This window comes from Paenibacillus sp. JNUCC-31, assembly GCF_014844075.1.
GTDB lineage: Bacteria > Bacillota > Bacilli > Paenibacillales > Paenibacillaceae > Paenibacillus.
This window is the reverse complement of the sequence record NZ_CP062165.1, coordinates 3,553,304-3,576,369: the sequence shown is the minus strand read 5'-3', so window position 1 is coordinate 3,576,369 and position 23,066 is coordinate 3,553,304. Positions and strand designations below refer to the sequence as shown.

The 23,066-nt window shown below is 47.6% G+C and carries 20 protein-coding genes and 8 tRNA genes; all 28 read right to left on the bottom strand.

Annotated elements, in window-relative coordinates:
• Positions 1 to 29: 29 nt before the first annotated feature.
• A complete protein-coding gene (locus JNUCC31_RS15470; protein ID WP_192272379.1) occupies positions 30 to 902 on the bottom strand; it encodes a carbohydrate ABC transporter permease in 873 nt (290 codons plus the stop codon).
• Positions 903 to 972: 70 nt separating this feature from the next.
• Positions 973 to 1,872 (bottom strand): ABC transporter permease, encoded by a 900-nt coding sequence (locus JNUCC31_RS15465; RefSeq protein WP_062326681.1) that lies wholly within the window; start codon positions 1,870 to 1,872, stop codon positions 973 to 975.
• 131 nt (positions 1,873 to 2,003) lie between these two features.
• Positions 2,004 to 3,593 carry an extracellular solute-binding protein gene (locus JNUCC31_RS15460; RefSeq protein WP_192272377.1) on the bottom strand — a complete coding sequence of 530 codons (1,590 nt, stop codon included), beginning with the start codon at positions 3,591 to 3,593 and terminating at the stop codon, positions 2,004 to 2,006.
• Between the two features lie 444 nt (positions 3,594 to 4,037).
• Positions 4,038 to 6,290 (bottom strand): helix-turn-helix domain-containing protein, encoded by a 2,253-nt coding sequence (locus JNUCC31_RS15455; protein WP_192272375.1) that lies wholly within the window; start codon positions 6,288 to 6,290, stop codon positions 4,038 to 4,040.
• Positions 6,291 to 6,573: 283 nt separating this feature from the next.
• Positions 6,574 to 7,521 (bottom strand): ribose-phosphate diphosphokinase, encoded by a 948-nt coding sequence (locus tag JNUCC31_RS15450; protein ID WP_192272373.1) that lies wholly within the window; start codon positions 7,519 to 7,521, stop codon positions 6,574 to 6,576.
• Positions 7,522 to 7,601: 80 nt separating this feature from the next.
• Complete coding sequence (hisJ, locus tag JNUCC31_RS15445; protein ID WP_192272371.1) at positions 7,602 to 8,426, bottom strand: histidinol-phosphatase HisJ; 825 nt, start codon at positions 8,424 to 8,426, stop codon at positions 7,602 to 7,604.
• Between the two features lie 12 nt (positions 8,427 to 8,438).
• Positions 8,439 to 9,182, bottom strand: a complete 744-nt coding sequence (hisIE, locus tag JNUCC31_RS15440; protein WP_192272369.1) for a bifunctional phosphoribosyl-AMP cyclohydrolase/phosphoribosyl-ATP diphosphatase HisIE — start codon at positions 9,180 to 9,182, stop codon at positions 8,439 to 8,441.
• Positions 9,175 to 9,936, bottom strand: a complete 762-nt coding sequence (hisF, locus tag JNUCC31_RS15435) for an imidazole glycerol phosphate synthase subunit HisF (RefSeq protein ID WP_062326693.1) — start codon at positions 9,934 to 9,936, stop codon at positions 9,175 to 9,177. Before hisF ends, hisIE begins: the two co-directional genes overlap by 8 nt.
• A 232-nt stretch (positions 9,937 to 10,168) precedes the next feature.
• Positions 10,169 to 10,903, bottom strand: coding sequence for a 1-(5-phosphoribosyl)-5-[(5-phosphoribosylamino)methylideneamino]imidazole-4-carboxamide isomerase (hisA, locus tag JNUCC31_RS15430; RefSeq protein WP_192272367.1), 735 nt, complete (start codon positions 10,901 to 10,903; stop codon positions 10,169 to 10,171).
• A 96-nt stretch (positions 10,904 to 10,999) separates the two neighbouring features.
• On the bottom strand, positions 11,000 to 11,626 hold the full coding sequence (hisH, locus tag JNUCC31_RS15425) for an imidazole glycerol phosphate synthase subunit HisH (RefSeq protein WP_192272365.1): 627 nt from the start codon (positions 11,624 to 11,626) through the stop codon (positions 11,000 to 11,002).
• A gap of 3 nt (positions 11,627 to 11,629) precedes the next feature.
• Positions 11,630 to 12,259 (bottom strand): imidazoleglycerol-phosphate dehydratase HisB, encoded by a 630-nt coding sequence (gene hisB / locus JNUCC31_RS15420; protein WP_228469669.1) that lies wholly within the window; start codon positions 12,257 to 12,259, stop codon positions 11,630 to 11,632.
• Positions 12,252 to 13,556 (bottom strand): histidinol dehydrogenase, encoded by a 1,305-nt coding sequence (hisD, locus tag JNUCC31_RS15415; protein WP_192272363.1) that lies wholly within the window; start codon positions 13,554 to 13,556, stop codon positions 12,252 to 12,254. Before hisD ends, hisB begins: the two co-directional genes overlap by 8 nt.
• A 108-nt stretch (positions 13,557 to 13,664) precedes the next feature.
• Positions 13,665 to 14,324 (bottom strand): ATP phosphoribosyltransferase, encoded by a 660-nt coding sequence (gene hisG / locus JNUCC31_RS15410; RefSeq protein WP_192272361.1) that lies wholly within the window; start codon positions 14,322 to 14,324, stop codon positions 13,665 to 13,667.
• A 1-nt stretch (position 14,325) separates the two neighbouring features.
• A complete protein-coding gene (locus tag JNUCC31_RS15405; protein ID WP_192272359.1) occupies positions 14,326 to 15,540 on the bottom strand; it encodes an ATP phosphoribosyltransferase regulatory subunit in 1,215 nt (404 codons plus the stop codon).
• 538 nt (positions 15,541 to 16,078) lie between these two features.
• Complete coding sequence (locus JNUCC31_RS15400) at positions 16,079 to 16,621, bottom strand: acyltransferase (protein WP_192272357.1); 543 nt, start codon at positions 16,619 to 16,621, stop codon at positions 16,079 to 16,081.
• The gene (gene ppaX / locus JNUCC31_RS15395) at positions 16,618 to 17,268 is read right to left on the bottom strand and encodes a pyrophosphatase PpaX (protein WP_192272355.1); all 651 of its coding nucleotides are present in this window, start codon (positions 17,266 to 17,268) and stop codon (positions 16,618 to 16,620) included. The genes JNUCC31_RS15400 and ppaX overlap by 4 nt, the downstream gene beginning before the upstream one ends.
• Before the next feature lie 6 nt (positions 17,269 to 17,274).
• Positions 17,275 to 18,312 carry a prolipoprotein diacylglyceryl transferase gene (lgt, locus tag JNUCC31_RS15390; RefSeq protein ID WP_192272353.1) on the bottom strand — a complete coding sequence of 346 codons (1,038 nt, stop codon included), beginning with the start codon at positions 18,310 to 18,312 and terminating at the stop codon, positions 17,275 to 17,277.
• A 128-nt stretch (positions 18,313 to 18,440) separates the two neighbouring features.
• Positions 18,441 to 19,379 (bottom strand): HPr(Ser) kinase/phosphatase, encoded by a 939-nt coding sequence (gene hprK, locus JNUCC31_RS15385; RefSeq protein ID WP_192272351.1) that lies wholly within the window; start codon positions 19,377 to 19,379, stop codon positions 18,441 to 18,443.
• 264 nt (positions 19,380 to 19,643) lie between these two features.
• Positions 19,644 to 20,768 carry an ABC transporter ATP-binding protein gene (locus tag JNUCC31_RS15380; protein WP_113054201.1) on the bottom strand — a complete coding sequence of 375 codons (1,125 nt, stop codon included), beginning with the start codon at positions 20,766 to 20,768 and terminating at the stop codon, positions 19,644 to 19,646.
• Positions 20,769 to 20,871: 103 nt separating this feature from the next.
• Complete coding sequence (locus JNUCC31_RS15375) at positions 20,872 to 21,816, bottom strand: PucR family transcriptional regulator (RefSeq protein ID WP_192273038.1); 945 nt, start codon at positions 21,814 to 21,816, stop codon at positions 20,872 to 20,874.
• A 491-nt stretch (positions 21,817 to 22,307) separates the two neighbouring features.
• A tRNA-Lys gene (locus tag JNUCC31_RS15370) sits at positions 22,308 to 22,380 on the bottom strand.
• A 7-nt stretch (positions 22,381 to 22,387) separates the two neighbouring features.
• Positions 22,388 to 22,473: transfer RNA gene (locus tag JNUCC31_RS15365), tRNA-Tyr, on the bottom strand.
• A gap of 9 nt (positions 22,474 to 22,482) precedes the next feature.
• A tRNA-Phe gene (locus JNUCC31_RS15360) sits at positions 22,483 to 22,558 on the bottom strand.
• Between the two features lie 20 nt (positions 22,559 to 22,578).
• Positions 22,579 to 22,656 (bottom strand) — tRNA-Asp (locus JNUCC31_RS15355).
• 9 nt (positions 22,657 to 22,665) lie between these two features.
• Positions 22,666 to 22,741, bottom strand: a tRNA-Thr gene (locus JNUCC31_RS15350).
• Positions 22,742 to 22,746: 5 nt separating this feature from the next.
• Positions 22,747 to 22,822: transfer RNA gene (locus JNUCC31_RS15345), tRNA-Val, on the bottom strand.
• Between the two features lie 9 nt (positions 22,823 to 22,831).
• A tRNA-Met gene (locus JNUCC31_RS15340) sits at positions 22,832 to 22,908 on the bottom strand.
• 47 nt (positions 22,909 to 22,955) lie between these two features.
• A tRNA-Ser gene (locus JNUCC31_RS15335) sits at positions 22,956 to 23,047 on the bottom strand.
• Positions 23,048 to 23,066 lie beyond the last annotated feature (19 nt).

The following is a 23,066-nucleotide window of genomic DNA, read 5'->3' as shown; positions in this document are numbered from 1 at the left end:
ATCACATGCAGTATTGTTTACCTCCTGCCTTAACCCTTGACTGCACCAAGCATGGCACCGCTAACAAAATACTTTTGCAGCCACGGATAGACAAGCAAAATGGGTACAGTAGCGAAGATAACCGTGGCTGCCTTGAGACTTTCCGGAGTCAAAGCTGTGCGGTTGGCGCCCTCCATCTGCGTAAGCTCGCTGACCATGTTGTTTTGTACCATTTGGAAGAGCTTCAGCTGAAGCGGATACAGCTTCGGATCATTAATGTACATCAGGGAATCCTGGAATCCATTCCAGCGTCCAACCGCATAGAAAAGGGCCAAGGTAGCCAGCACCGGCATGGATAATGGCAGGATGATTTTAAAGAGAGTGTGTACATGCGAGCTGCCATCAATCTCTGCAGACTCCTCCAGGCTTTCCGGAATGCCTCTGAAAAAGGAAATCAGGATAATCAGGTTAAACGGACTGACCAGCCCCGGCAAAATCAACGCCCAAACTGAATTAAGCAAATTCAGGTCACGGATGAGCAAGTACTCCGGAATAATCCCGCCACTGAAAAACATCGTAATGATGATCACATACATGAAGAGCTTGCGCCCTTTTAATTTTTTCTTGGTTAACGGATAAGCAGCAGCGAGTGTGAACAGCATGCATAGCACTGTAGTGGCAACCGTAAGAATCGTCGTATAACCCAATGAATAGATCATTGACTGATCAGAAAATACCTGAGTATAGGCATTCCAATTGAATTCTTTGGGGAAAATGGTCACTTCACCTGACGTAATTGCCCGGTTAGAACTGAACGATATTGCAATCGTGTGCAGAAACGGAGCCAAACAGAATATAACAAACAAGGTAATAAAGGAGATATTAACGATATCAAAAATCCGGTTTGAGGTGCGTTCACTCATATGCGCACAGCTCCTTTACTGATGGTCTATACAAACAAGCCGATTGGCGTATCTTTCATTCTTTGATGATCTACAAAATGCCTTCCCCGGTTGCCTTTTTCGAAATATAGTTGGAGCCAAGGACGAAGATCAGTCCCACAACTGCCTGGAACAATCCGACTACCGTTGCGAGCGTGTACTGTCCCGATTCCAGACCGACTCTGTATACAAAGGTACTAAGTACATCCGAATATTCACGAACGGCCGTGTTACCGATAATATAAGGACGATCAAAACCAATGCTGACCATATGTCCGAGATTAAGAATAAGCAGGGTTACAATGGTTGGTTTGATACTTGGCAGCGTAATATGCCAGATTCTCTTCAGCCGCGTTGCTCCATCAATCTCGGCCGCTTCAAACAATTCCTTGTTCACGCCGGTTAATGCGGCCAGATATAAAATGGTTCCCCATCCTGCACTCTGCCAGACACCTGTGAACAGATACGTCACAAGCCAAGGATTCTTCTCTGTCAAAAATGGTATCGAATTTAAGCCCATGCTCTCCAGTACGCCATTAACCATACCGGATTGATTGCCGAACAATTGGTATACAATGCCTCCGATAATAACCCAGGAGATAAAGTGAGGAATGTACAGAATCGTCTGCGATATTTTTTTAAACCATTTAAATCGAACTTCATAGAGCATAATGGCCAATATGATTGGAGCAGGGAACGAAACGATCAGATCAAGAAAATTCAGCATAAAGGTATTGCGTAATGTGGTGTAGAAGTCCCGCATCCCAAATACCTCGCGAAAGGCATCGAAGCCGATCCACTCACTACCGCTGATGCCCTGAAACAGGTTAAAGTCTTTAAAAGCGATCTGCACACCATACATCGGGCCGTAGCGAAAGATCAAAAAGTAGATAAGGGGCAGGGAAATCAGCGCGTACAACTGCCAATACCTTTTCAAGTATGTGATGGTCAAGTCGGTTTCCTCCTATCAACAAAGAAACGGCTATGCCGCCAAGCAGGCGGCACACGTTCCTTTCAAAGTTAAGCAGTCGTATGGGTATCTGTCTCGAAACAAGCAGGATAAGATGGTTAGGTTTAAGTGAGCTATTTAACAGCTTCTTCAAGTTCTTTCTTCAGCTCTGCGCCGCCCAGCGACATGAAATCACTCATCTCACGTTCATATACTGCATCGAATTCTTCAGGCTTTGCCATTGCTGTTTTTACTATGATGACATCCAGCTTGTCTTTGAGTGCAGTGCTGTATTTCATCTCCGCCCCAATCGGTTTATCAAAAATAATTGGTCCTACCGTGTCGGTGTTGGCAATATCAATGGACTGTTTCAGCATCTCCTGATTATTCTGCGGGAAGCCCAGAATCCATGCTTTTTCGTTCGTTGCCTGATCACCAATATTTTTACCATTGGAGATAATAGCTGTATCCCCTGCATTGAACAGACGATCCTTCGCTTCCTGGGATGCATCTTCCTTCACGACCGGAATACCATCTACCAGATCATAGTTCTCGCCTTCCACACCACTGTAGATATCAATCAGATTATTGTCAGAGGCCATCCAGTCCAAATATTTAATCGCTTCTACAGAACGTTTGCTGCTCTTCGGAATCATAATGTACATCCCGTTTGTTCCATAGCGGGACTTGATGTGTTTGTTGTCCGCATTCGGATTAGTGTACACATCAACCGGCTGTACTTTGCTGTCTTTCACATTTTTGTGCAAATTATCCATTGTTCCGTCGCCATAGAACATGGCATCGACATCTTCAGACCAGTAACCCACATTGCCATTTTGTATATCCTTGCCTAACTGCGTTTTATCCTCATCCAAGCTGAAGTCTTTACTGATCAGTCCTTCATTGTAGAGCTTGTTCAGGAATTTCATTGAATCCTTGAATCCCTCATGAAGCGGCAATTCATACCGTTGACCATAAGTAAGATCTCCACTGACAGGTTTGATGAATGAGTATATCAGTGTTTCATACTGAGCCGGAGCTAGTGCCATGCCCATTGGGATGTTCTTGCTGCCGAGCTGGCCAGGATCTTTCTCTTTAAACGCTTTTAACGTTGTATACAATTCATCGGTTGTCTTCGGCACGGGCATTCCCAGTTTATCGAGCCAGTCCTGACGAATATAGGAGCTGTATCGACCTGTAATGGCACGTTTACCCGGAACGGCGAACTGTTGCCCTTCCACTTGCCCAAACTTTAATGTATCTTCACCCAGGAACTTCTTCAGATTCGGTCCATACTGATCGATCAGTTCACCGACATCTGTCAATCCGCCCTGTTGGGCATAGCGATAAAACACGCTGGAGTCATAAACAAAGACAATATCAGGGACATCTGTATTGCTAGCCATCAAGACATTCAGCTTGGTAACTTCCTCAGAACGCTGAACGGGTACGAACTGTACATCAATGTTGTTGGGATCGCCGAACTTCTCCTGAATCATTTTAGATAGATAGTTGTTCGTAATGGTGTACGGCGAGGGGCTGTTACCACGATCAAAAATCTCCACCTTTAAGGTAACGCGCTCACCCTTACCTGATGCACCGCCTTCTGATGATTCTTGATTCGATCCAGACGAGCATCCCGCAAGCAAAGACACTCCCATTACCATCGTAAGCGCCAATCCCATCCATTTCTTGAGACTCCCTTTAGTTGCTTTTCTTGTCATTTTGTCATCCCCTTTGGCTATGCGTGAATGTTTAAAGCTTGCCCAGAGTATTCCACATCATTGCGTACTCTTGCAATAAACTCGTTTCGTAAACGCTTACATACGGATAATGGTTTATCTCCAGTGACGTTTTTCGTATACTGACCATTTTCTGCACAGCCCTGTTAAGGCCCGTAGAGCCTTAGTCCTCGCCATTCAAGCATCCTCCTGCCAGGTTCAACCGTGGCCTATGCCAATAAACCATTTTCAGACACTGACTATATTCGTAAAGAGGCTAAAAACAGGTGTAAATCAGGGGTCTCTTGCATAGAGGCAAGTTTCCATTTGGCTTCGGGTTACACTCGTAGCAAAAAGGTGGACTCCTGCACGGCTTCTCCTGAGAGAAGTCTGCATGAATTCCACCCCATCGCTTGGCATAATGTAATGTGAAGCTAGAGTCTATGATTATAACTCGGTTTCGTGATGCTCACGTTTCAAACGGCGATAGTCTCCCGGTGTAATACCCGTAACCCGTTTGAATACACGCCCCAAGGTAATTCCATTGGCATATCCCACCTTCAAGGCAATGTCCTGAAGCGAAAGATCCGTTTTCCGCAAAAGACGCTCTGTTTCCTTCATCCGCAAATCTGTAAGGAAGTCTACAAATTTCATATTGAACTCTGTCTTGAACAAATAACTTGCATGTTTGCCGGTAATCTGGAATCGATCACTTAGATGCTTCAGGGAAAGGTCGGGATTCGCAAACTGTTCTTCGATATAGTTTTTCATTTCATTGACCATCGCTTTATAGCTTTTGGTCTCGGTTGCCGATACATACGTTCTGAACAGATCCGTTAGGCCATCAAACAGAATATCTTTGACACCCTCAAGCGTATCCGCCTCTTTCATCAGCATCAATTGCTTGTTTATGTTATCCTCTGACAAATCCTCTTGCAGCTTTTCAGACATGACCGCCACTTCCCGACTAAGCATCTGTAGCATCGCCCGAACCAAGGAATGAATGTCATCATCCGGCAGCTTATCACGTTCAAAACACGTGAAGATCTCCTCCAGTTGATCACGCCATTGACTGCTCGACATCCGAAACCTTTTGACAAAATCCGCAATCCTCTGCAAATACGTATACGTTTCAAGCAGCTGCTGCTGGGTTTCACCATACCCGGCCACGGCCACATCCCCATCCCTCAGCAATTTGCGGTGCATGACCGTCTCAGCCGCGACATATGATTCCCGAATGACCTTGATCCCTTCTGCGATCGGTCCGATACCGAAACTCAATGATATCCTCAGATTCTGCTCAACCCAGGACCGGCATTCCTCTGCAACCAGGCGGATCTGCTCAGTCATGTCCGGGTTATGGTCTGTGGATAGGAAAAGGATGGCAATCTGGTCCGAGCTGATCCATTCTGTCCAGCATTGCATACCCGCATTGCGTGAGAGCTCTTGCAGAACGTTCATTAGCGCAAATTTGAGTGTGTTCTGCTCACCTCTCGTAAACCGTTCCTGGAATCCCTTCTCATATCGATTGATCTCACCAACCACAACGGCGAAGCATGATGAAGCTTCAACTCCCGTTAACGGTGATAGATCCTTTAGTCGCTCTACCGCATGATCCAGATTCTCCCCATTCAACAGATCGTTAAACAGTTTGCTGCGTTGCAGCAGTACATTTTCTCTGCTCTTCTTATCCGAATCCATCATATGGTTGATCAGATTCTCCAGCACACCATCAATCAATTTCATCTCATCGGTTCGAGAGCCGGACTGTTCCAGCACCCGAATCTGGTGTGCCTCTATTCGATTCATAATAATTTGAATAGGTTTATAGTTGCGACGGGTGATATAGATGATGTAGACAACAGCGCAGATGACTGTCACAATCGCAATGACAACCCACACATAGGAAACCACTGAGACCCAGCCATAAAGGTTGCCCTCCTTGATTCCACTGGAGATCGTCCAACCCAATCGTTCCAATGAGAGTCTGTTTAGCTCTTGTCCATCTTCACTACCTTCACGATCTGAATGCGCATTATACACAACCTGACCATCTTGATCATATAGCGTCATGAAGGAAAGCTGTCCATTGACCATACTATCAATACTTTGCTCGACACTGCTCATCTTGATATTGATTACAAGTACTCCGTCCGAGCCAAAAGGCAAGGGCATATCCTTATTTACCGTCAACACCCGAATAGGCATACGCTGATTAACCCCTGCATCGTATTCCCGGACAGGCTGCCAGCCTGGAGTAAGGGAGCCCGAATTAATCCGGTCGATCCACACTTTGTCTGAAAAGCTGTCCATATCCTTGGAACCGCTCAATGTTAAAACGCTTTCATTTTTCTTGTCATATAAATAAATGGACTGAATCCAAGAGTTAGCACTTGTCAGCTCACGCAAGCTCTGTGCAATGCTGTATACCGTCTCTTTACCTGTCTGATGTTGGCTGTTGAAATATAGCTTGTAAGCCTGATCGTTCTGTACCGCCTCCAATACCGATAGCTCAATCCCCCTGACCGTACGATCCAGACTATCCACGAGATAACTGGAGGAGATGCGGTCTGCTTTCCTTGTTTCTTCCCTGGAGATGTCATTAATGAAAACAAAAGCGATAAAAATGAGTACGGTCATGGTAAGGAAGAAAATAGGAAAATACGAAAACAGTAACCGATAATACCAAGTACGGGACAATAGACCCCACTCCTCACTCCACGACGCCACTGTATGTCTGCCGTGGTTCTACTGTTCATTACATCAGTCACATCTCTGAAATTGAAATACCCACATAACACATTGCCATAAACAATTTGATGTTATTATAGCACAAGCTGCCGACCAGCAAAGCATGGAATCGTTTACCTGCCTCTCACTCATCTACCCGCTATACTACATACAATATAAAAAACCGTGTTGAGCAGCAAACTACTCAAACACGGAAAATTAAATCTGGATTAACACATTCTGTGGTACATGGTTAAATGCCGGAATCTTTAAACAGTGTCGCCATGGAGCCACCATCCACAATAATGCGAATAGCACTGGCAAGCATCGGAGCCACGGGTAACACCTTGAAGCATTCGGGATGGTCATCCGGCAGCGCTATCGAGTCCGTGACCACCACTTCAGCGATGGAAGGATGATTCAGCTTGCCTAATGCTCCGTCGGAGAACAGCCCATGTGTTGCGCATACGTATACATTTTTGGAGCCGCGCTCCTTCAATCCTTCAACCACATTGAGAATGGTAGTTCCGGTATCAATCAGATCCTCAATAATAATCGGGGTCCGACCCTCCACATCCCCAATGACGTGCGTAATGATTGATTCGTTGTGGCTTGGCCGCTTCTTGATCATGATGGCAAATGGGGAGTCCAGACGATTCGCCAGTTTCTCCGCCATCGATGCTCGCCCCGCATCAGGAGAGACAACCACCGGATTTTCAATCCCCTTGCTCAGCAAATAGTCACTAATAAGATCCAATGATGTCATATGATCCACTGGAATATTGAAGAATCCCTGAATTGCTGCTGCGTGCAGATCAATGGTTACTACCCGATTCGCTCCGGCGGTAGTCAACACATCTGCAACCATCTTGGCTGAAATAGGCTCGCGCGGGGCAGATTTACGTTCCTGACGGGCATATCCGTAGTAGGGAACAATAATGTTTACTGTACGGGCAGAAGCCCTTTTGGCTGCATCAATCATGACGAGCAGTTCAACAAACAACTCATTGATCGGATGAGATAATGATTGTATCAGAAACACATCACAATTGCGGATCGTCTCTTCGTAGTGAACGTATATTTCTCCGCTCTTGAACCGGGACAGTTTGATCTTGCCTAGTTGTACGCCCAGCTTGTCGCATACCTGTTCTGCCAGCTTAGGGTTCGATGAACCGGAAAAAATACGTAACGAATGCTGCATAATGCCCTCCCGAGGGTTGAAGTCCCTATATAATCCCTTATCTACAAGGTTATTTCCTACCCTCATTATACTCCACTGATCTATACATTTAAAGAAAGGAACGAACGTTGGCGGCCTTCAAAAACAGCGACCTCCGTACAGCCCAGTTCACGCAGGAGTGCCTCGGCTTCTGGCAGGTAATCCCCCAGTTTCAGTGGATCGTGTGCATCGGAACCAAGTGTCAGCGGAATCCCCAACTGAATGGCCTCCGTTAACATCCGGCGGCCAGGGAACATCTCTGCGCATGGCTTTGATAATCCTGAAGCATTGAGTTCCATGGCACAGCCACTCTTTGCGATGGCTTGCAGTGCTGCATTTTCCAGGGCTATACGCTCTCCCGTCTGCTCTGGTGCCGGAGTGAAGCCGAAGCGTTTGATCACATCCGTATGGCCCATAATATCGTACATTCCTGTAGATGCCGCTTTGCTCACGGCATCATAGTACTGACGATAGACTTCCAGTACGTCTTTACCATCCCAATGATGGGTCTGGCGAAAATCCGTAATGTCCCATTCTCCGAGAAAATGAACGGATCCAATCACATAGTCCCATGGATACCGTTCAATAATGGCCCGAATTTCGGTTTCCCAGCCTTCTATATAGTCTCCTTCGAGACCAACACGTACATCGATCTGACCACGGTACCGCTCCTTCAGAGAGAAACACTCTTCCACATAACGTGGCAGCTCGTCCATCGGCATTGCCATCTCAGGATAATAATGAGCGGGGTCTACATGCAGCAAAGGCATATGATCCGACAGCCCAATCTGCGACAGGCCAATTTCCACCCCACGCTGCACATACGCCTCCAACTTGCCAACGGCATGACCACACCGCTCATGGTGTGTATGATAGTCTATGCGCACAGGGCTCGCCTCCTAATCGCGGCGAGGCCGCTCGTGGCGACGGCTCAGCTCTGACATGATGTCATCCAGCGGCAGTTTGCGCTCTTGCAGCAGAACGAGCAAGTGGTACATCAGGTCACTGACCTCAAGACGAAGCTCGTCATTGTCTTTATTTTTGGCGGCGATGATCGTCTCGGACGCTTCTTCACCGATTTTTTTCAGTATTTTATCAACGCCCTTATCAAACAAATACGTCGTGTATGCACCTTCCGGCCGCTCGCGTTCACGCTCTGCAATCACAGATTCCAGTTCCGCCAGTACTTCAAAACGACTTTCCGAGCTGGAACTTGCAGAAGTAGCATCTGTAGTATCTGCACTCGTTCCTTCTGAAGCACTGTCTGCCGAATTCTCTGGCAAGCCTATGATCTCATTATGGAAACAAGTCACTTCTCCTGTATGACAAGCAGGTCCGTTCGGCTTCACTTCAACCAGCAAGGTGTCACCATCACAATCGTATTTCAATGAAATAATCGTCTGTACGTTGCCTGAAGTTGCCCCCTTGTGCCAAAGCTCTTGACGCGAGCGTGACCAGAACCACGTTTCACCCGATTCGAGCGACAATTTCAGGGATTCCCGATTCATATAAGCCATCATCAGCACTTGACGAGTCTCTGCATCCTGAACAATGGCAGGTACCAACCCATCGCTCCACCGAATGTGCTCCACAACCTGTTCCAAGGATAGCCTTTCCTTGATCTCATTACTTACGTTAGTCACGGATCTCCACCCCTTGTTCTCTCAAATGTTGTTTTAACGCCGGAACGGCGATTTCTTTGTAATGGAATATCGTTGCTGCTAGACCTGCATCTGCCTTGCCTGTCGTGAACACATCATAGAAATGGGATTCCTTACCTGCACCGCCCGAAGCGATGACCGGAATGCGTACGGATTCGGATACCGCTGCGGTCAGCTTCAGATCAAAACCATCCTTCGTTCCGTCCGCGTCCATACTAGTCAGCAAAATTTCCCCAGCCCCTAATGTCTCCGCCTGTTTAACCCACTCCAGTGCCTTGATCCCTGAAGGTTTACGCCCACCATGCGTATAAACTTCCCACTCACCCCATGCCTCATTGTACTTCGCGTCTACTGCCACCACGATACACTGGGAGCCAAAGCGACGTGCCCCGTCTGCAATCAGCTGAGGATTAAGCACGGCCGCCGTATTTACCGCAATCTTGTCTGCTCCTGCACGCAGAATGCGCTTCATGTCTTCCACCTTGGAGATCCCTCCACCCACGGTGAAAGGAATAGCGATCTCGCCTGCGGTTTGCCGCACCACTTCTTCCATCGTTTCGCGGCCTTCCACCGAAGCGGAGATATCGAGAAATACCAGTTCGTCCGCGCCCTCGCGGTCATACAGCGCCGCCAGCTCCACCGGATCACCCGCATCGCGGAGATTGACGAAGTTAACGCCTTTGACAACCCGGCCGTCCTTCACGTCCAGACAAGGAATGATTCTTTTTGCCAGCATGCTCCTCTTCCTCTCTCCTGATAATTCGCATACCTGTATAAGTTCAACTTAGAATATTCACACTAGCCACTCCGATGACAGAACAACCTTACGATCGCTGTTATCCCCAGATTTTTTGATCCTCTTTTAAAGGGAAAATCCGGGGATAAAGGCGAACGTTTCACTTCTTCAGGTTATTTCTGTCCTCTCCGTTATCATGCAAATGTTTATTTGAGCCTATATAGTATTGCTATTATTTATTTACAGCACGAACCGCTTCGGACAGATCAATGCTGCCAGTATACAGTGCTTTGCCCACGATTGCTCCTCCGATACCATCTCCCGCATGCTTGCTCAAACGAAGCAGATCATCCATCACACTAACTCCCCCGGAAGCAATCACCGTACGACCACTCGCCTTCGCAAGAGAAACGATCGCTTCGACGTTAGGACCCTGCATCATGCCATCACGGGAAATGTCAGTGAAAATGAAGGTTTCCGCACCGAATGCCGCCAGCTCTTTCGCCAGTACCTCAGCCTGTACCTCCGATGTCTCCAGCCAGCCTCGTGTCGCTACATATCCGTTGCGCGCATCGATACCAATAGCTACTTTATCTCCATACCTTCCCAGCACTTCTTCCGTGAAGGCACGATCCTCAATAGCTGCTGTCCCGATAATAAGTCGACTCACACCGAGACCCAGCAAACGTTCCACATCAGCTACTGTACGAAGACCTCCACCAACCTGAACAGGCACGTTAACGGCCGAAGCAATTCGACCAATCAGCTCGTCGTTAACGGGATGTCCTGCTTTTGCACCGTCCAGATCCACCAGATGAACGTATGTACCGCCTTGCTTTTCCCAGGAAAGGGCAACTTGAACCGGGTCATCGTTATATACCGTCTCCTGATTATAATCTCCCTGCACCAGTCTTACACATTTGCCGTCCCGGATATCAATTGCCGGATATATGATAAAAGATGACATACAAGGCCTCCTGAAAATATTCATATTTGTGCTCTATATAAGTTTAGCTACGTAGTTACTTTACAAGGTTTTATTTGAAAAATCATATAACCCGAATTATGATTTCGCCTTCGATCCAGTCAATGCCAGAAAGTTTCCAAGCAGCTTCATACCCAGTTCTCCGCTCTTTTCCGGGTGGAACTGCATGCCGAAGTTCGAGCCTCTGCCGACAATCGCCGTAACCGGGTGTCCGTAATCCGTCACGGCCAATAGATCACTTTCCACTTGAGTACGAGCATGATACGAATGGACAAAATAGACATGACCTGCTTCCAGCCCCGCGAATAGCGGATTTTCCGGGTGCAGGAACTCCAATCGATTCCAACCCATATGCGGAACCTTTAATTCTCCAGGTGCGAATCGCACCACTTTACCCGGCATAATATTCAGTCCTTCATGCTCGCCATGCTCCTCACTTGAGCTAAACAACAACTGCATGCCCAGACAGATCCCGAGGAGCGGTTTTGTTCCCTCAGCCGCCTCCTTCACTACTGCGTCCAATCCACTCTCCCGCAAGTGCACCATGGCATCGCCAAATGCACCCACACCTGGAAGAATCACTCCATCTGCACCAAGAATAGCATCCCGGTCACCTGTAACCAGCGTTTCGTAGCCAAGACGTTCGACCGCTTTGCCGACGCTGTGCAGGTTCCCCATACCGTAATCGACAATTGCAATCGCCATCGTCTACAGCACTCCCTTCGTTGAAGGCACACCTGTTACACGTGGATCAATCGTTGTCGCTTCATCCAGTGAGCGGCCCAATGCTTTGAATATCGCCTCGATCATGTGATGCGTATTTTGTCCGTAGTGCACAATAACGTGCAATGTAATGCGTGCTTCCAGCGCCAGTTTCCACAGGAACTCATGTACCAGCTCGGTTGAGAAGCTGCCTACTTGCTGGGACGGGTATTGTGCACGGTACTCAAAGTGAGGGCGGTTACTGACATCAATGACGACCTGAGCGAGAGCCTCATCCATCGGCACAAATACACTGGCATAACGCTTGATGCCCCGCTTGTCACCCAATGCTTCACGAAGAGTCTGCCCCAGACAGATCCCGATATCCTCTACCGTGTGGTGATCATCGATATCAACATCACCGCGCGCCTGTACGTTCAGGTCGAATTGTCCATGCTTCGTGAACAGGTCCAGCATATGATTCAGGAAAGGTACATCCGTTTCAATCTCCGATTGTCCGGTTCCATCAACGGTAAAAGAAAGCTGAATATCCGTTTCATTTGTTTTACGATCTACCTCTGCTTGACGTACAGTACCTTTATTCTGAAGGTCCAAACCATTATTCTGCTTATCCATTATCCGCTTCCGCCTTTCCTTCCTGTTCTAGCCGTACAGCGATCGCACGGGCGTGTCCTTCGAACCCTTCATGCCGGGCCAGCTCTATAATTGCCGCTCCGTTTTGGAGCAACGCTTCCTTACTGTAATAAATCAAACTCGATTTTTTGATAAAATCATCCACGTCCACAGGTGAACTGAATCGGGCCGTTCCATTGGTCGGAATAATATGATTCGGTCCGGCAAAATAATCCCCTACCGGCTCCGAGCTATACGGGCCAAGGAAGATCGCTCCGGCATTTTCAATCCGGCCAGCATGAGCCATGGGCTCCTGCACCATGATCTCCAGATGCTCCGGTGCGAGCCGGTTCACCACATCGATTCCCTCATCGATGGAATCGACCACAATAATCGCGCCATGCTGCTCCACCGAGGCAGCGGCGATATCACGACGCGGCAGCTCCTCAAGCTGGCGCTGCACTTCGGCCTGCACAGCTTCCGCCAGCACGGCCGAAGTCGTGACGAGAATGGCCGACGCCATCTCGTCATGCTCCGCCTGCGACAGCAGGTCGGCGGCGACATACACCGGGTTCGCCGTATCATCGGCGAGTACCACAATCTCACTCGGCCCTGCGATACTGTCGATATCGACCGCGCCGTACACCTCGCGCTTCGCGAGTGCCACGTATATATTGCCCGGTCCACAGATCTTGTCGACCGGGGCAATGCTCTCCGTGCCGTAAGCGAGGGCGGCGATTGCCTGTGCGCCGCCAACCCGGTACATCTCGCTCACGCCCGCTTCCGCAGCAGCCACGAGAATGTACGGGTTAATGCCTTCGCCGCCATTAGTCGATGGCGGCGTCACCAGAACAATCTCCGGCACCCCTGCCACCTGTGCCGGAATCACATTCATCAGCACCGACGAAGGGTACGCTGCTTTGCCGCCAGGCACATAGACGCCGACCCGCTTCAGCGGCCTTATCACCTGGCCCAGCAGACTGCCGTCTGGCTGCCAATCCATCCACGAGTTGCGTTTCTGCTTCTCATGAAACGCACGAATGTTGGCGGCGGCTTGCCGAATCGCCGTCACGAAGGAAGGCTCCACGGCTGCATAAGCCGCCTGAAGCTCTTCCTGCGGCACGCGAAGCCCCGCGGCCGTCAGCTTTGTGCGGTCGAGCTGCTCTGTGTAGCGCAGCAGTGCTGCATCTCCTTCCCGACGAATGTCGCTGACAATGCGCCGTACCGCTTCATTTTGCTCCGGCGTACCATACTCGACTTCCCGCTTCAGATCAAATTCCCGTGCAGGTACAATTTTCATGCGTACAACCTCCCTATCCCCTTTAGTGCCTGTGATGCCTCAAATACCCGATTATGCTATATGATCAAACGTCCATTCGTTACTTCCATTCCATCTTGTTCGCTGCATTTATCCCCTAAGAATTCCCGCCGACACTTCATCCGATGCTGGAATGACCTGTTGGAGAGCATCGCATAACGCCTGAATCCGTGCATTCTTCATCCGATAGCTTACCCGGTTGGCAATAAGGCGGCTCGTGATATCCAGAATACCCGTCATCTCAACGAGTCCGTTCTCGCGCAGCGTCTGTCCTGTCTCCACCAGATCGACGATTCGATCAGCCAAACCAATCAGCGGTGCAAGTTCGATGGACCCATTCAGCTTGATCACTTCTACCTGTTGTCCCTGCTCGCGGAAATATTGGGAAGCGATTCTCGGGTACTTTGTTGCTACCCGCTGTTGAATGCCAGGCGTCCAGTCCGGTAGCCCAATAACAGACATGCGGCACTGTGCGATGCCCAAGTTCAACAATTCGTACACATCCCGATTTTCCTCAAGCAGTACGTCTTTGCCCACAATGCCAATATCAGCTACACCGTATTCTACATACGTTGGGACATCTACCGGCTTCGCCATGATGAACTCCATCCCGGCTTCCGGTACTTCAATGACCAGCTTGCGCGTATCGTCCACGTCCACGGGAATATCGAGCCCTGCTTCGCGGAACAATTTGGAGGCTTTCTTGTAGATTCGGCCCTTCGGCATCGCAACCTTCAAAATATCTGACATCTCAGCGTTCCCCTCCTTTTTCAGGTCCGAACGTGATAACCTGCTCAGCCTGTATCGACTTGTTGCCTGTTAGAGCTCCAACGTTTGTTGTACTCGTCTCTGCTCCATCTTCAGGAAGGAGAAACGTGACTACATTGTGCCCGCTACTGCGGAGTCTTGCCGCTTCCGTTAGAGCCTCGGCTCGGCATTCCGACGTATATTGAATACGCACAGGTTTCTTTTCTTCTATTGTAATACCGTGAACACCATCGATAATCCGGTTCGTTTTGAGCGCAAATCCTGTAGCTGGTAATGACCGACCAAACTGCTGTAACAGATTGTCATATCGCCCGCCACTGCATACCGGGGACCCAAGTTCTGCTGCATACCCTTCAAACGTCATGCCTGTATAATAGGAGAAATCACCAATCATCGTCAGATCAATCAACACATGTTCAGACACACCGTACGCTTCCAACACTTCGAATACAGCACACAAATGTGCAATGGATTGCGCTGCTTCAGCACTTGAGCTCAGCTCTGTTGCATGGGTGCACACTTCTTTACCGCCACGCAGACGCAAAATGGCTTCAAGCTGCTCCTTTAGTTTGGGCTCCAGATTCAATGCTTCAATGGATTGACGATAGCCGACATAATCACGTCCGAGCAACCCTTCTTTCAGCTGCTCCTGTTGTACGGTTTGGCCTGGAATGACCTCTTCCAGCAACCCATTCAGGAATCCCATATGACCCATCGCAATTTTAAAGGAAGATACGCCCGCTGCCTGCAAAGAAGCAATCGCAAGTGCTACAACTTCTGCATCTGCCTCTGGTGAATCATCACCAACCAGCTCTACACCCGTTTGAAAAAATTCTGCCTCACGTCCCGCTTCCTCTTCAATGGAACGAAACACATTCGCATGATAGGACAGACGCAGCGGTAGTTCTTCGTCTTTCAACAAAGAAGAAACCACCCGTGCAATCGGAGCCGTCAGATCCGATCTTAACACAAGCGTAGTGCCCCGGCTGTTCAGCAATTTAAACAGTTTGCGATCCGATGTGGAGCTTGCAACACCTACAGTATCGTAATATTCAATCGTTGGCGTAATGATTTGACGGTATCCCCAGCGTTCCATGCATTCCAGTACATTCCGCTCAATGGTTCGCAGCTTGCTCACCACAAGTGGTGTGTAGTCACGAAAACCTGTCGGTTTTTCAAAGCCTTTTGGTTTGGACATTGGTATTATTCACCCCGAGTCAGTAATTTAAGATTGTTAGACGTTCTATTTCAAACAGGATTTATGTATTGTAAATCCCCATTCTATCTTGTAACCGATCTCTCATTGTTGCTGCCAGGCAGCCCTCAGAACGTATTAAGTCAGTGATCATTTATGCTTCTTTTTACTTCATTTCCATCTCAATTCTTTAACATGGTAAAGTGCTAACAAACTAAAGGATATGGGATATGATAACATGAATGACTATCCATCGTCAACAATACGACCTCTTAAGTGAACTTGGCACAGATTCTCCATTTTGATCCCATTGCTGAATAATAAACTATTTATCTGTATACGAAAAAAGCTGCCATCAGCAGCTTCCTTATTCCAGCCCGTTCAACGTATTGCTTGTCCTTTGACTGATCACATTCAAGTTAATTTCCGTATCCTTGTTAATCTTCTTTCAGATGTTTCTTTGATCTGTTTCCGATATGTCCTTTGACTCTTTCCCGCAATATTTGTCTTCACCTGTTCTTGAGTGTTTATGATGAGTCTCCTACTCCAATGTTTCCGGAACAGATGGTTCACTCATTACGCTAATCTCCTCCGTTGAAGCATTCGAGCGAGACAGATCACGAAGTGGATTCCCTCCAACAAAGGCCCCCGGAGCAACATCCTTATGAACAACCGATCCTGCGGCTACCACCGCATTATCTCCGATGGTCACACCCGGCAAGATCGTTGAATTGGCACCGATCAGCACATTCTCCCCGATAATTACCTCACCGAGTCTGTACTCCTTAATGAGATACTCGTGAGCCAAGATCGTGGTGTTGTAACCAATCACGGAATTCTCGCCTACCGTAATTTTCTCTGGAAAGAATACATCCACCATCACCATCAATCCAAATGCCGTATGTTTACCAACCTTCATGCCAAGCATGCGACGATAGATCCAGTTCTTGACCGATAAAATCGGGCAGTACCGTGACAACTGAATCCAGATGAAATTGCGCACGCCTTTCCATGGACTCACTGTCTTGTAGATATGCCAAAGTGCATTATGGCCTTCTACTGGATAGCGTGTTACCTTTCTCATGAACGTCCCGTTTCAATAAGCGTAAGCAAGTCCTTCATGTCGTGCAAAATATAATCCGGTTTATATTCGCTCAGTACGGCTTCTCCCTTAAGGGACCAGGCCACACCTGCAGCCAACGCTCCCGCGTTCTGCGCCGATTGAATATCAACCGGACTGTCACCCACCATCAATGTTTTGGCAGGATCTGCACCCAACTCTTGGATCGCTTTCAAGACAGGTTCAGCATGTGGTTTGGGATGGGTCACATCGGTAACCGTCACTATCGATTTCATATACTTCATCAAGTCGAAACGCTCCAGCACCTTGAGTGTGGACGGGCGAATCTTGGTCGTAACCACACCCATCACAATTCCTGCCTGATGAAGGGCTTCAATGACCTCAATGACGTGTGGAAATGGCTGCACCATCGCATCGTGATGCACATCATTGTATGCCCGATATCCTTTTACATACTCGGCAACATCCTCTTTCCCTGAGAATGTACGCATCTGATTCTCCAGTGTCCCCCCCATATGAGGAATGATCTGTTCCCTCGTCCACGGTGTGGACACCTGCAAATCCTCCATAACGTGAAGGAAAGAGCTGATTATCAGCTCATTGGTATCAATAATCGTTCCATCCAGATCAAACAAAACCGTGTTAATCATGCTGCATTACTCCTTTTTCTCTTCAGCTTGCTTAGGTTGCTCTTTGGCCGGCTCTGGAGTTACCGCGTCTTCTTTACCTGCAACCGAACCCGTATTCACCATATCATCTGATGATTCCAAAGGAACTTTGGAGGATACAATCGGATCGCTATACCGCACAACTGCCTTGCCCGTCATTCTTCTCACGACAATGAATACTACCGCAGCAATAATGATGGCAATAGCCAGCAGTTGCGAGATTCTTACATTACCATAGGCTGGATCCAGATAACCTTGCTCAAAGCCCATAGCTGTCATCGGAGACCATAATCCATTAACCAGTGATGCAACCCACTGCGGAGCCTGGAATCCCAGACTATCGGTACGCAGCGCTTCGATAAAGAAACGACCAATGGAGTACCAGATGAAATAGGACATGAACAGCTCACCAGCACGCAGAAACTTCTGCCGACGCAGTACCAACAATAGGACTAAACCAACAAGACTCCACATCGACTCATACAAAAATGCAGGATGATGGAATACACCCTCCACATTCATCTGATTGACGATAAAGTCTGGCAAATGAAGCTTGTCCCTCAAAAATGATTCTTCCACTGGACCGCCATAGGCTTCCTGGTTTACAAAGTTACCCCAGCGCCCAATCATCTGCCCGACGATAAGTCCAGGTGCACATATATCAGCCATGCGCCAGAAATTATACCCTTTACGACGGAAGAAAATAACTGCACATATGATTGCACCAATCAGTGCGCCGTATATGGCGATGCCGCCATTCCATATTTTAAAGACATCCCAAAAGTTATCCTTATAATCATCCCATCGAAATGCCACGTAGTATATCCGGGCACCGATAATGGCAGAGGGCACACCAAGCAGAACCATGTCCATGAACACTTCCTGCGGAATGTTGTACCGTTTGCCTTCCCGAATGACGAGCAGCAAACCAACAAGTGCTGCCGTACCGAGAATAAGCCCGTACCAATGAACCTTTAACGCTCCGATGGAGAACGCAATTGGATTCAACAGTAATAATGTATCCATTCATTCACACTCCTATAAATTGACTCATTCAAACGCATGACCAATTGCTACATGTCTCTACCCTTCTGAAAGGAGTAGTCATGTAAACAATTGGCCCTTCATTCTACATCGAATTCTTCCAATTCTTCTTAGTCCATGTCTTCCATATCTTCAGAGATGGTTGCTGTCAGCTTGTTCGTAAATTGCAGTGCAGCATTAAGACCCATCTGTTTCAAACGATAGTTCATACCCGCCACCTCAATGATAACAGCCAAGTTCCGACCCGGACGGACAGGGATCGTAACAAGTGGTACATCGGTATCAATGATACGAGTAGTCTCTTCATCCAGACCAAGGCGGTCATATTGCTTATCCTGCTGCCAAGCTTCCAGACGTACGACCAGTGTAATCCGTTTGTTATTACGAACAGCACCCGCTCCAAACAATGTCATGACGTTGATGATACCGACGCCACGGATCTCCAGCAGGTGACGGATCAATTCCGGTGCAGTACCATGCAGCTGAAAGTCCGATGTCTGGCGAATTTCTACCGCATCATCGGCAATCAGTCGGTGACCACGTTTCACCAGCTCCAGTGCGGTTTCACTTTTACCAATGCCGCTGCTTCCTGTAATCAACATCCCTACACCGTACACATCACAAAGTACACCATGAATCGTTGCTGTAGGCGCCAGTTTCTTCTCCAGGAATCCAGTAATCCGGCTGGATAGAATTGTTGTAGCCATGTTACTGCGAAGTACAGCCAGGTCTTGCTCTTCACTGATATCGATCAATTCTTGTGGTACTTCAAGTCCACGGGTTACAACGATACACGGCGTTTCTTCCGTGCAGAGGCGCTGCATCCGATCGCGGCGCTCATCTTCTGGCAGCATTGCAAAAAAGGCCAGCTCTGTCCTACCAAGCAGCTGTACCCGTTCTTGAGGATGATATTCGAAATAACCGGCCATTTCCAGGCCAGGACGGTTCAAATCGTCTACGGTAATGATTCTCTTCAATCCGTGAGATCCAGAAACAACCTCCAACTGGAATTGTTGTACCAATTCAGATACCTTCACTTTTTTCGCCATTTGTCTCTTCCTTTCAGCATTCGCTGCCCTCTATGTATATCAGCATTAGCGTCATTCCATTTGCATTAATAGCGCATTCATGTTGTTTGTTACAGCATCTAACCTTCAAATAATCTTAAATGAATTCCGGACTGAATGCAATCTTGGCTTCACTCACCGATGAGTCAAAAAAGCCCCTTCCAGCAATAACGGAAGGGGCTCAGATTACAATGTATGATTGCGTTAACTGACAGATTCCATCGTTACCGATGAATCTCAGTGCTATTAGTCTTGAAGAAGAACGTTTACTTCAGTCTCTTTGTCAAAGATATGAACTTTGTTCATGTCAATTGCCATTTTAACTGTGGAACCATCACGAGTGTTGGAACGTCCGTCTACACGTGCGATTGTAGTGTCGTTACCTACACCGCTCAAGTAGAGGAGCATTTCGTGACCCAGGTTCTCTGTTACGTCTACGTGTGTAGAGAATACAGAGTTCGGGGATGCTTCCAAGAATACTGGCTCTTCGTGAATGTCTTCTGGACGAACACCCAGAATTACTTCTTTACCAATGTATCCTCTTGATTTCAGCACTTGTGCTTTACCTTGTGGGATTTCAACGTCCACACCAGGAGCTACGAAATGCAGGCTAGCACCTTGCTCAGCCAATTTACCCGAGATAAAGTTCATTGTCGGGGAACCGATGAAACCAGCGACGAACAGGTTAGCAGGGTGGTTGTAAAGCTCTTCCGGAGAAGCTGCTTGTTGGATGATACCATCCTTCATAACAACGATCCGATCACCCATTGTCATTGCTTCGATTTGGTCATGCGTTACGTAGATAACGGTTGTTTCCAAACGTTTCGCAAGTTTAGTGATCTCAGCACGCATTTGACCACGCAGTTTCGCATCCAAGTTGGAGAGAGGCTCATCCATCAAGAACACTTGTGGATCACGGACGATCGCACGTCCCAGAGCGACACGCTGACGTTGACCACCGGACAAAGCCTTAGGTTTACGCTCAAGCAAATGCTCGATATCCAGGATTTTAGCTGCTTCACGTACACGTTTGTCGATCTCATCTTTTTTCACTTTACGCAATTTCAAACCAAACGCCATGTTTTGATATACGCTCATATGCGGATACAAGGCATAGGATTGGAATACCATCGCGATATCGCGGTCTTTAGGAGCAACATCATTCACGACACGGTCGCCGATATAGAGTTTACCTTCAGAAATTTCCTCAAGGCCTGCGATCATACGCAGTGTTGTTGATTTACCACAACCGGACGGACCTACCAGTACCAGAAATTCTTTATCTTTAATGTCCAGGTTAATATCAACTACTGTTGCTTTATCAGAACCCGGGTATTTTTTGAAAATATGCTCTAAACGTACACCAGCCATGATTATTGCCTCCTCAGAGATCGTTTTGTAATCGAATACATTTCGTAGTTTTATATTAACCCATTTGTGTGATGTTTGACTATTCGCAAACTGCACAAAAATATCAGAGCTTTTTCGTCACTTTGTACATAAGCAGTAAAAGCCTTACCAGAACAGCACTTTCGAAGCTCCTCACATCATATCCAATCTCTTGTTTGATCTTATCCAGACGATATACCAAAGTATTTCGATGAATGAAGAGTCGCTTTGCCGTCTCACTGACATTGCAATCCAGATTAAAAAAGGTCTCCAGGGTAGCGAGTGTCTCACTATCACTAAACAACATGGTTCCCTTGCCCGTTTCCTGTATAAAACGGAGACGCTGTTGGTCCGGAATGCTCGCCACCAAACGTTCAAGATGTAGATTCCATGGGAGATGGATGTGTTGTACGACATGGAAAGACCTGCCCAAATGAATACTTTCTTGAAGAAGAGCCGTAACGGTCGACAACTGTTCGGCTGGGATGCATGGCAGGGATGCAGACAGATGGAATACACCCGCCCACTCACTGGCTAATAACTCATATAGCCCCTGACAAAAGGCATTTAGTAAGTCCTTTCTGGCTTCAGTCGTATCGTCCTCAGCTTCACCTGTAACAATCTGTTCATCACCGAGAAATAGCCATTCTTGCTCTCCAACTGGAATCAGCATAATGTCTTCACCAAAGTAGCTTTCGAGCAACTTATTCAGTTCCTTGGAACGAATACGATGGGCATCCGGTGTCTCACACTGCAACAAAAATGGAATTTTCTCTGTATTCAATTCACCAGCCAATACAAAATGTTCAGGAACGGATTTCTGTTCGGCTGGGTGTTTGATCTGTTGTCGAAGCCACTGTCCCAATTCAGTGAGCAGCTGTTCTCTATCGTTTTCATATGTTACAGGCTGCTCTTCATCTAGCGGCTCCTTGTGACTACTAATGAGAAGTTCAATCAGGCGCTGTACCTCCAGCGTAACAGAGTCGACTGAGCACCCCCAATATAAAATAGTTCCTTCTTGCTCATTCATTTCCACTCTAAAAAATATACGGTCTTCTGTCCGCCAACTGCTCACTTCTGTTACGAAACCATCCCTTCTCACATCATCAACTATGTGGCCATCATTCTCTGTTGTATCAGAATTAAGAGCGAAGGGATTTGTTTTACGATCAATTGAATTCGTTGAAGACCGATTCCATTCTTCTATAGTCATCATGGATTCATGTAATGTAGTACCTAGAATTGCTTCGATTCGTTGTTTTAGATCAGGTATGAGCTTCATATAATGAACGCCACCACTCTGCTTTTTTCTATTATTTTATCATATCTTGAGGAGCATCGCCTTTTTCGTTCCCACTATGGGTTAGCTCCTATGATATTCTCACTACTTACTCTTAAAAAATCATTCAAAGTAAATCAATTTTGCCCTCAGCTATCAATGCACTTAAGATCACAATTCATTTTTTCACAACAAAAAAAGTGATCAATCAAATTAATGATCAATCACTCTTTTCAAAAAGATGAGTCATGAAGGGCTCGAACCTTCGACACCCTGATTAAAAGTCAGGTGCTCTACCAACTGAGCTAATGACTCGTAAAACTGGTGGAGGATGATGGATTCGAACCACCGAACCCGTACGGGAGCAGATTTACAGTCTGATGCGTTTGGCCACTTCGCTAATCCTCCAGGATTACATGGTGGCTCGGGACGGAATCGAACCGCCGACACGAGGATTTTCAGTCCTCTGCTCTACCGACTGAGCTACCGAGCCTTATTTAATTATTGGATTAATGGCGGAACCGACGGGATTCGAACCCGCGATCTCCTGCGTGACAGGCAGGCATGTTAGGCCAACTACACCACGGTTCCAGGCATTAATGGTGCCGGCGAGAGGACTTGAACCCCCAACCTACTGATTACAAGTCAGTTGCTCTACCAGTTGAGCTACACCGGCGTATATGGTGGAGGCTGAGGGGATCGAACCCCCGACCCTCTGCTTGTAAGGCAGATGCTCTCCCAGCTGAGCTAAGCCTCCTGGGTAATATGGTAGCGGCGGAGGGGATCGAACCCCCGACCTCACGGGTATGAACCGTACGCTCTAGCCAGCTGAGCTACACCGCCATATTCATATAATTGATCTTGATTGCTTGTCCATCTTAAGGTAAAGATGGCGGAGAGAGAGGGATTCGAACCCTCGCACCGCTTACGCAGTCTAACCCCTTAGCAGAGGGTCCCCTTATAGCCACTTGGGTATCTCTCCAAATAGACAATCATGAACA

Bases quoted from the DNA above. Each gene is read 5' to 3' on its own strand.
- JNUCC31_RS15470 (WP_192272379.1), bottom strand. From the start codon at position 902: ATGAGTGAACGCACCTCAAACCGGATTTTTGATATCGTTAATATCTCC.
- JNUCC31_RS15460 (WP_192272377.1), bottom strand. From the start codon at position 3,593: ATGACAAGAAAAGCAACTAAAGGGAGTCTCAAGAAATGGATGGGATTG.
- JNUCC31_RS15450 (WP_192272373.1), bottom strand. From the start codon at position 7,521: ATGCAGCATTCGTTACGTATTTTTTCCGGTTCATCGAACCCTAAGCTG.
- hisF (WP_062326693.1), bottom strand. From the start codon at position 9,936: ATGCTGGCAAAAAGAATCATTCCTTGTCTGGACGTGAAGGACGGCCGG.
- hisA (WP_192272367.1), bottom strand. From the start codon at position 10,903: ATGTCATCTTTTATCATATATCCGGCAATTGATATCCGGGACGGCAAA.
- hisH (WP_192272365.1), bottom strand. From the start codon at position 11,626: ATGGCGATTGCAATTGTCGATTACGGTATGGGGAACCTGCACAGCGTC.
- hisB (WP_228469669.1), bottom strand. From the start codon at position 12,259: ATGGATAAGCAGAATAATGGTTTGGACCTTCAGAATAAAGGTACTGTA.
- hisD (WP_192272363.1), bottom strand. From the start codon at position 13,556: ATGAAAATTGTACCTGCACGGGAATTTGATCTGAAGCGGGAAGTCGAG.
- hisG (WP_192272361.1), bottom strand. From the start codon at position 14,324: ATGTCAGATATTTTGAAGGTTGCGATGCCGAAGGGCCGAATCTACAAG.
- JNUCC31_RS15405 (WP_192272359.1), bottom strand. From the start codon at position 15,540: ATGTCCAAACCAAAAGGCTTTGAAAAACCGACAGGTTTTCGTGACTAC.
- JNUCC31_RS15400 (WP_192272357.1), bottom strand. From the start codon at position 16,621: ATGAGAAAGGTAACACGCTATCCAGTAGAAGGCCATAATGCACTTTGG.
- ppaX (WP_192272355.1), bottom strand. From the start codon at position 17,268: ATGATTAACACGGTTTTGTTTGATCTGGATGGAACGATTATTGATACC.
- lgt (WP_192272353.1), bottom strand. From the start codon at position 18,312: ATGGATACATTATTACTGTTGAATCCAATTGCGTTCTCCATCGGAGCG.
- hprK (WP_192272351.1), bottom strand. From the start codon at position 19,379: ATGGCGAAAAAAGTGAAGGTATCTGAATTGGTACAACAATTCCAGTTG.
- JNUCC31_RS15380 (WP_113054201.1), bottom strand. From the start codon at position 20,768: ATGGCTGGTGTACGTTTAGAGCATATTTTCAAAAAATACCCGGGTTCT.
- JNUCC31_RS15375 (WP_192273038.1), bottom strand. From the start codon at position 21,816: ATGAATGAGCAAGAAGGAACTATTTTATATTGGGGGTGCTCAGTCGAC.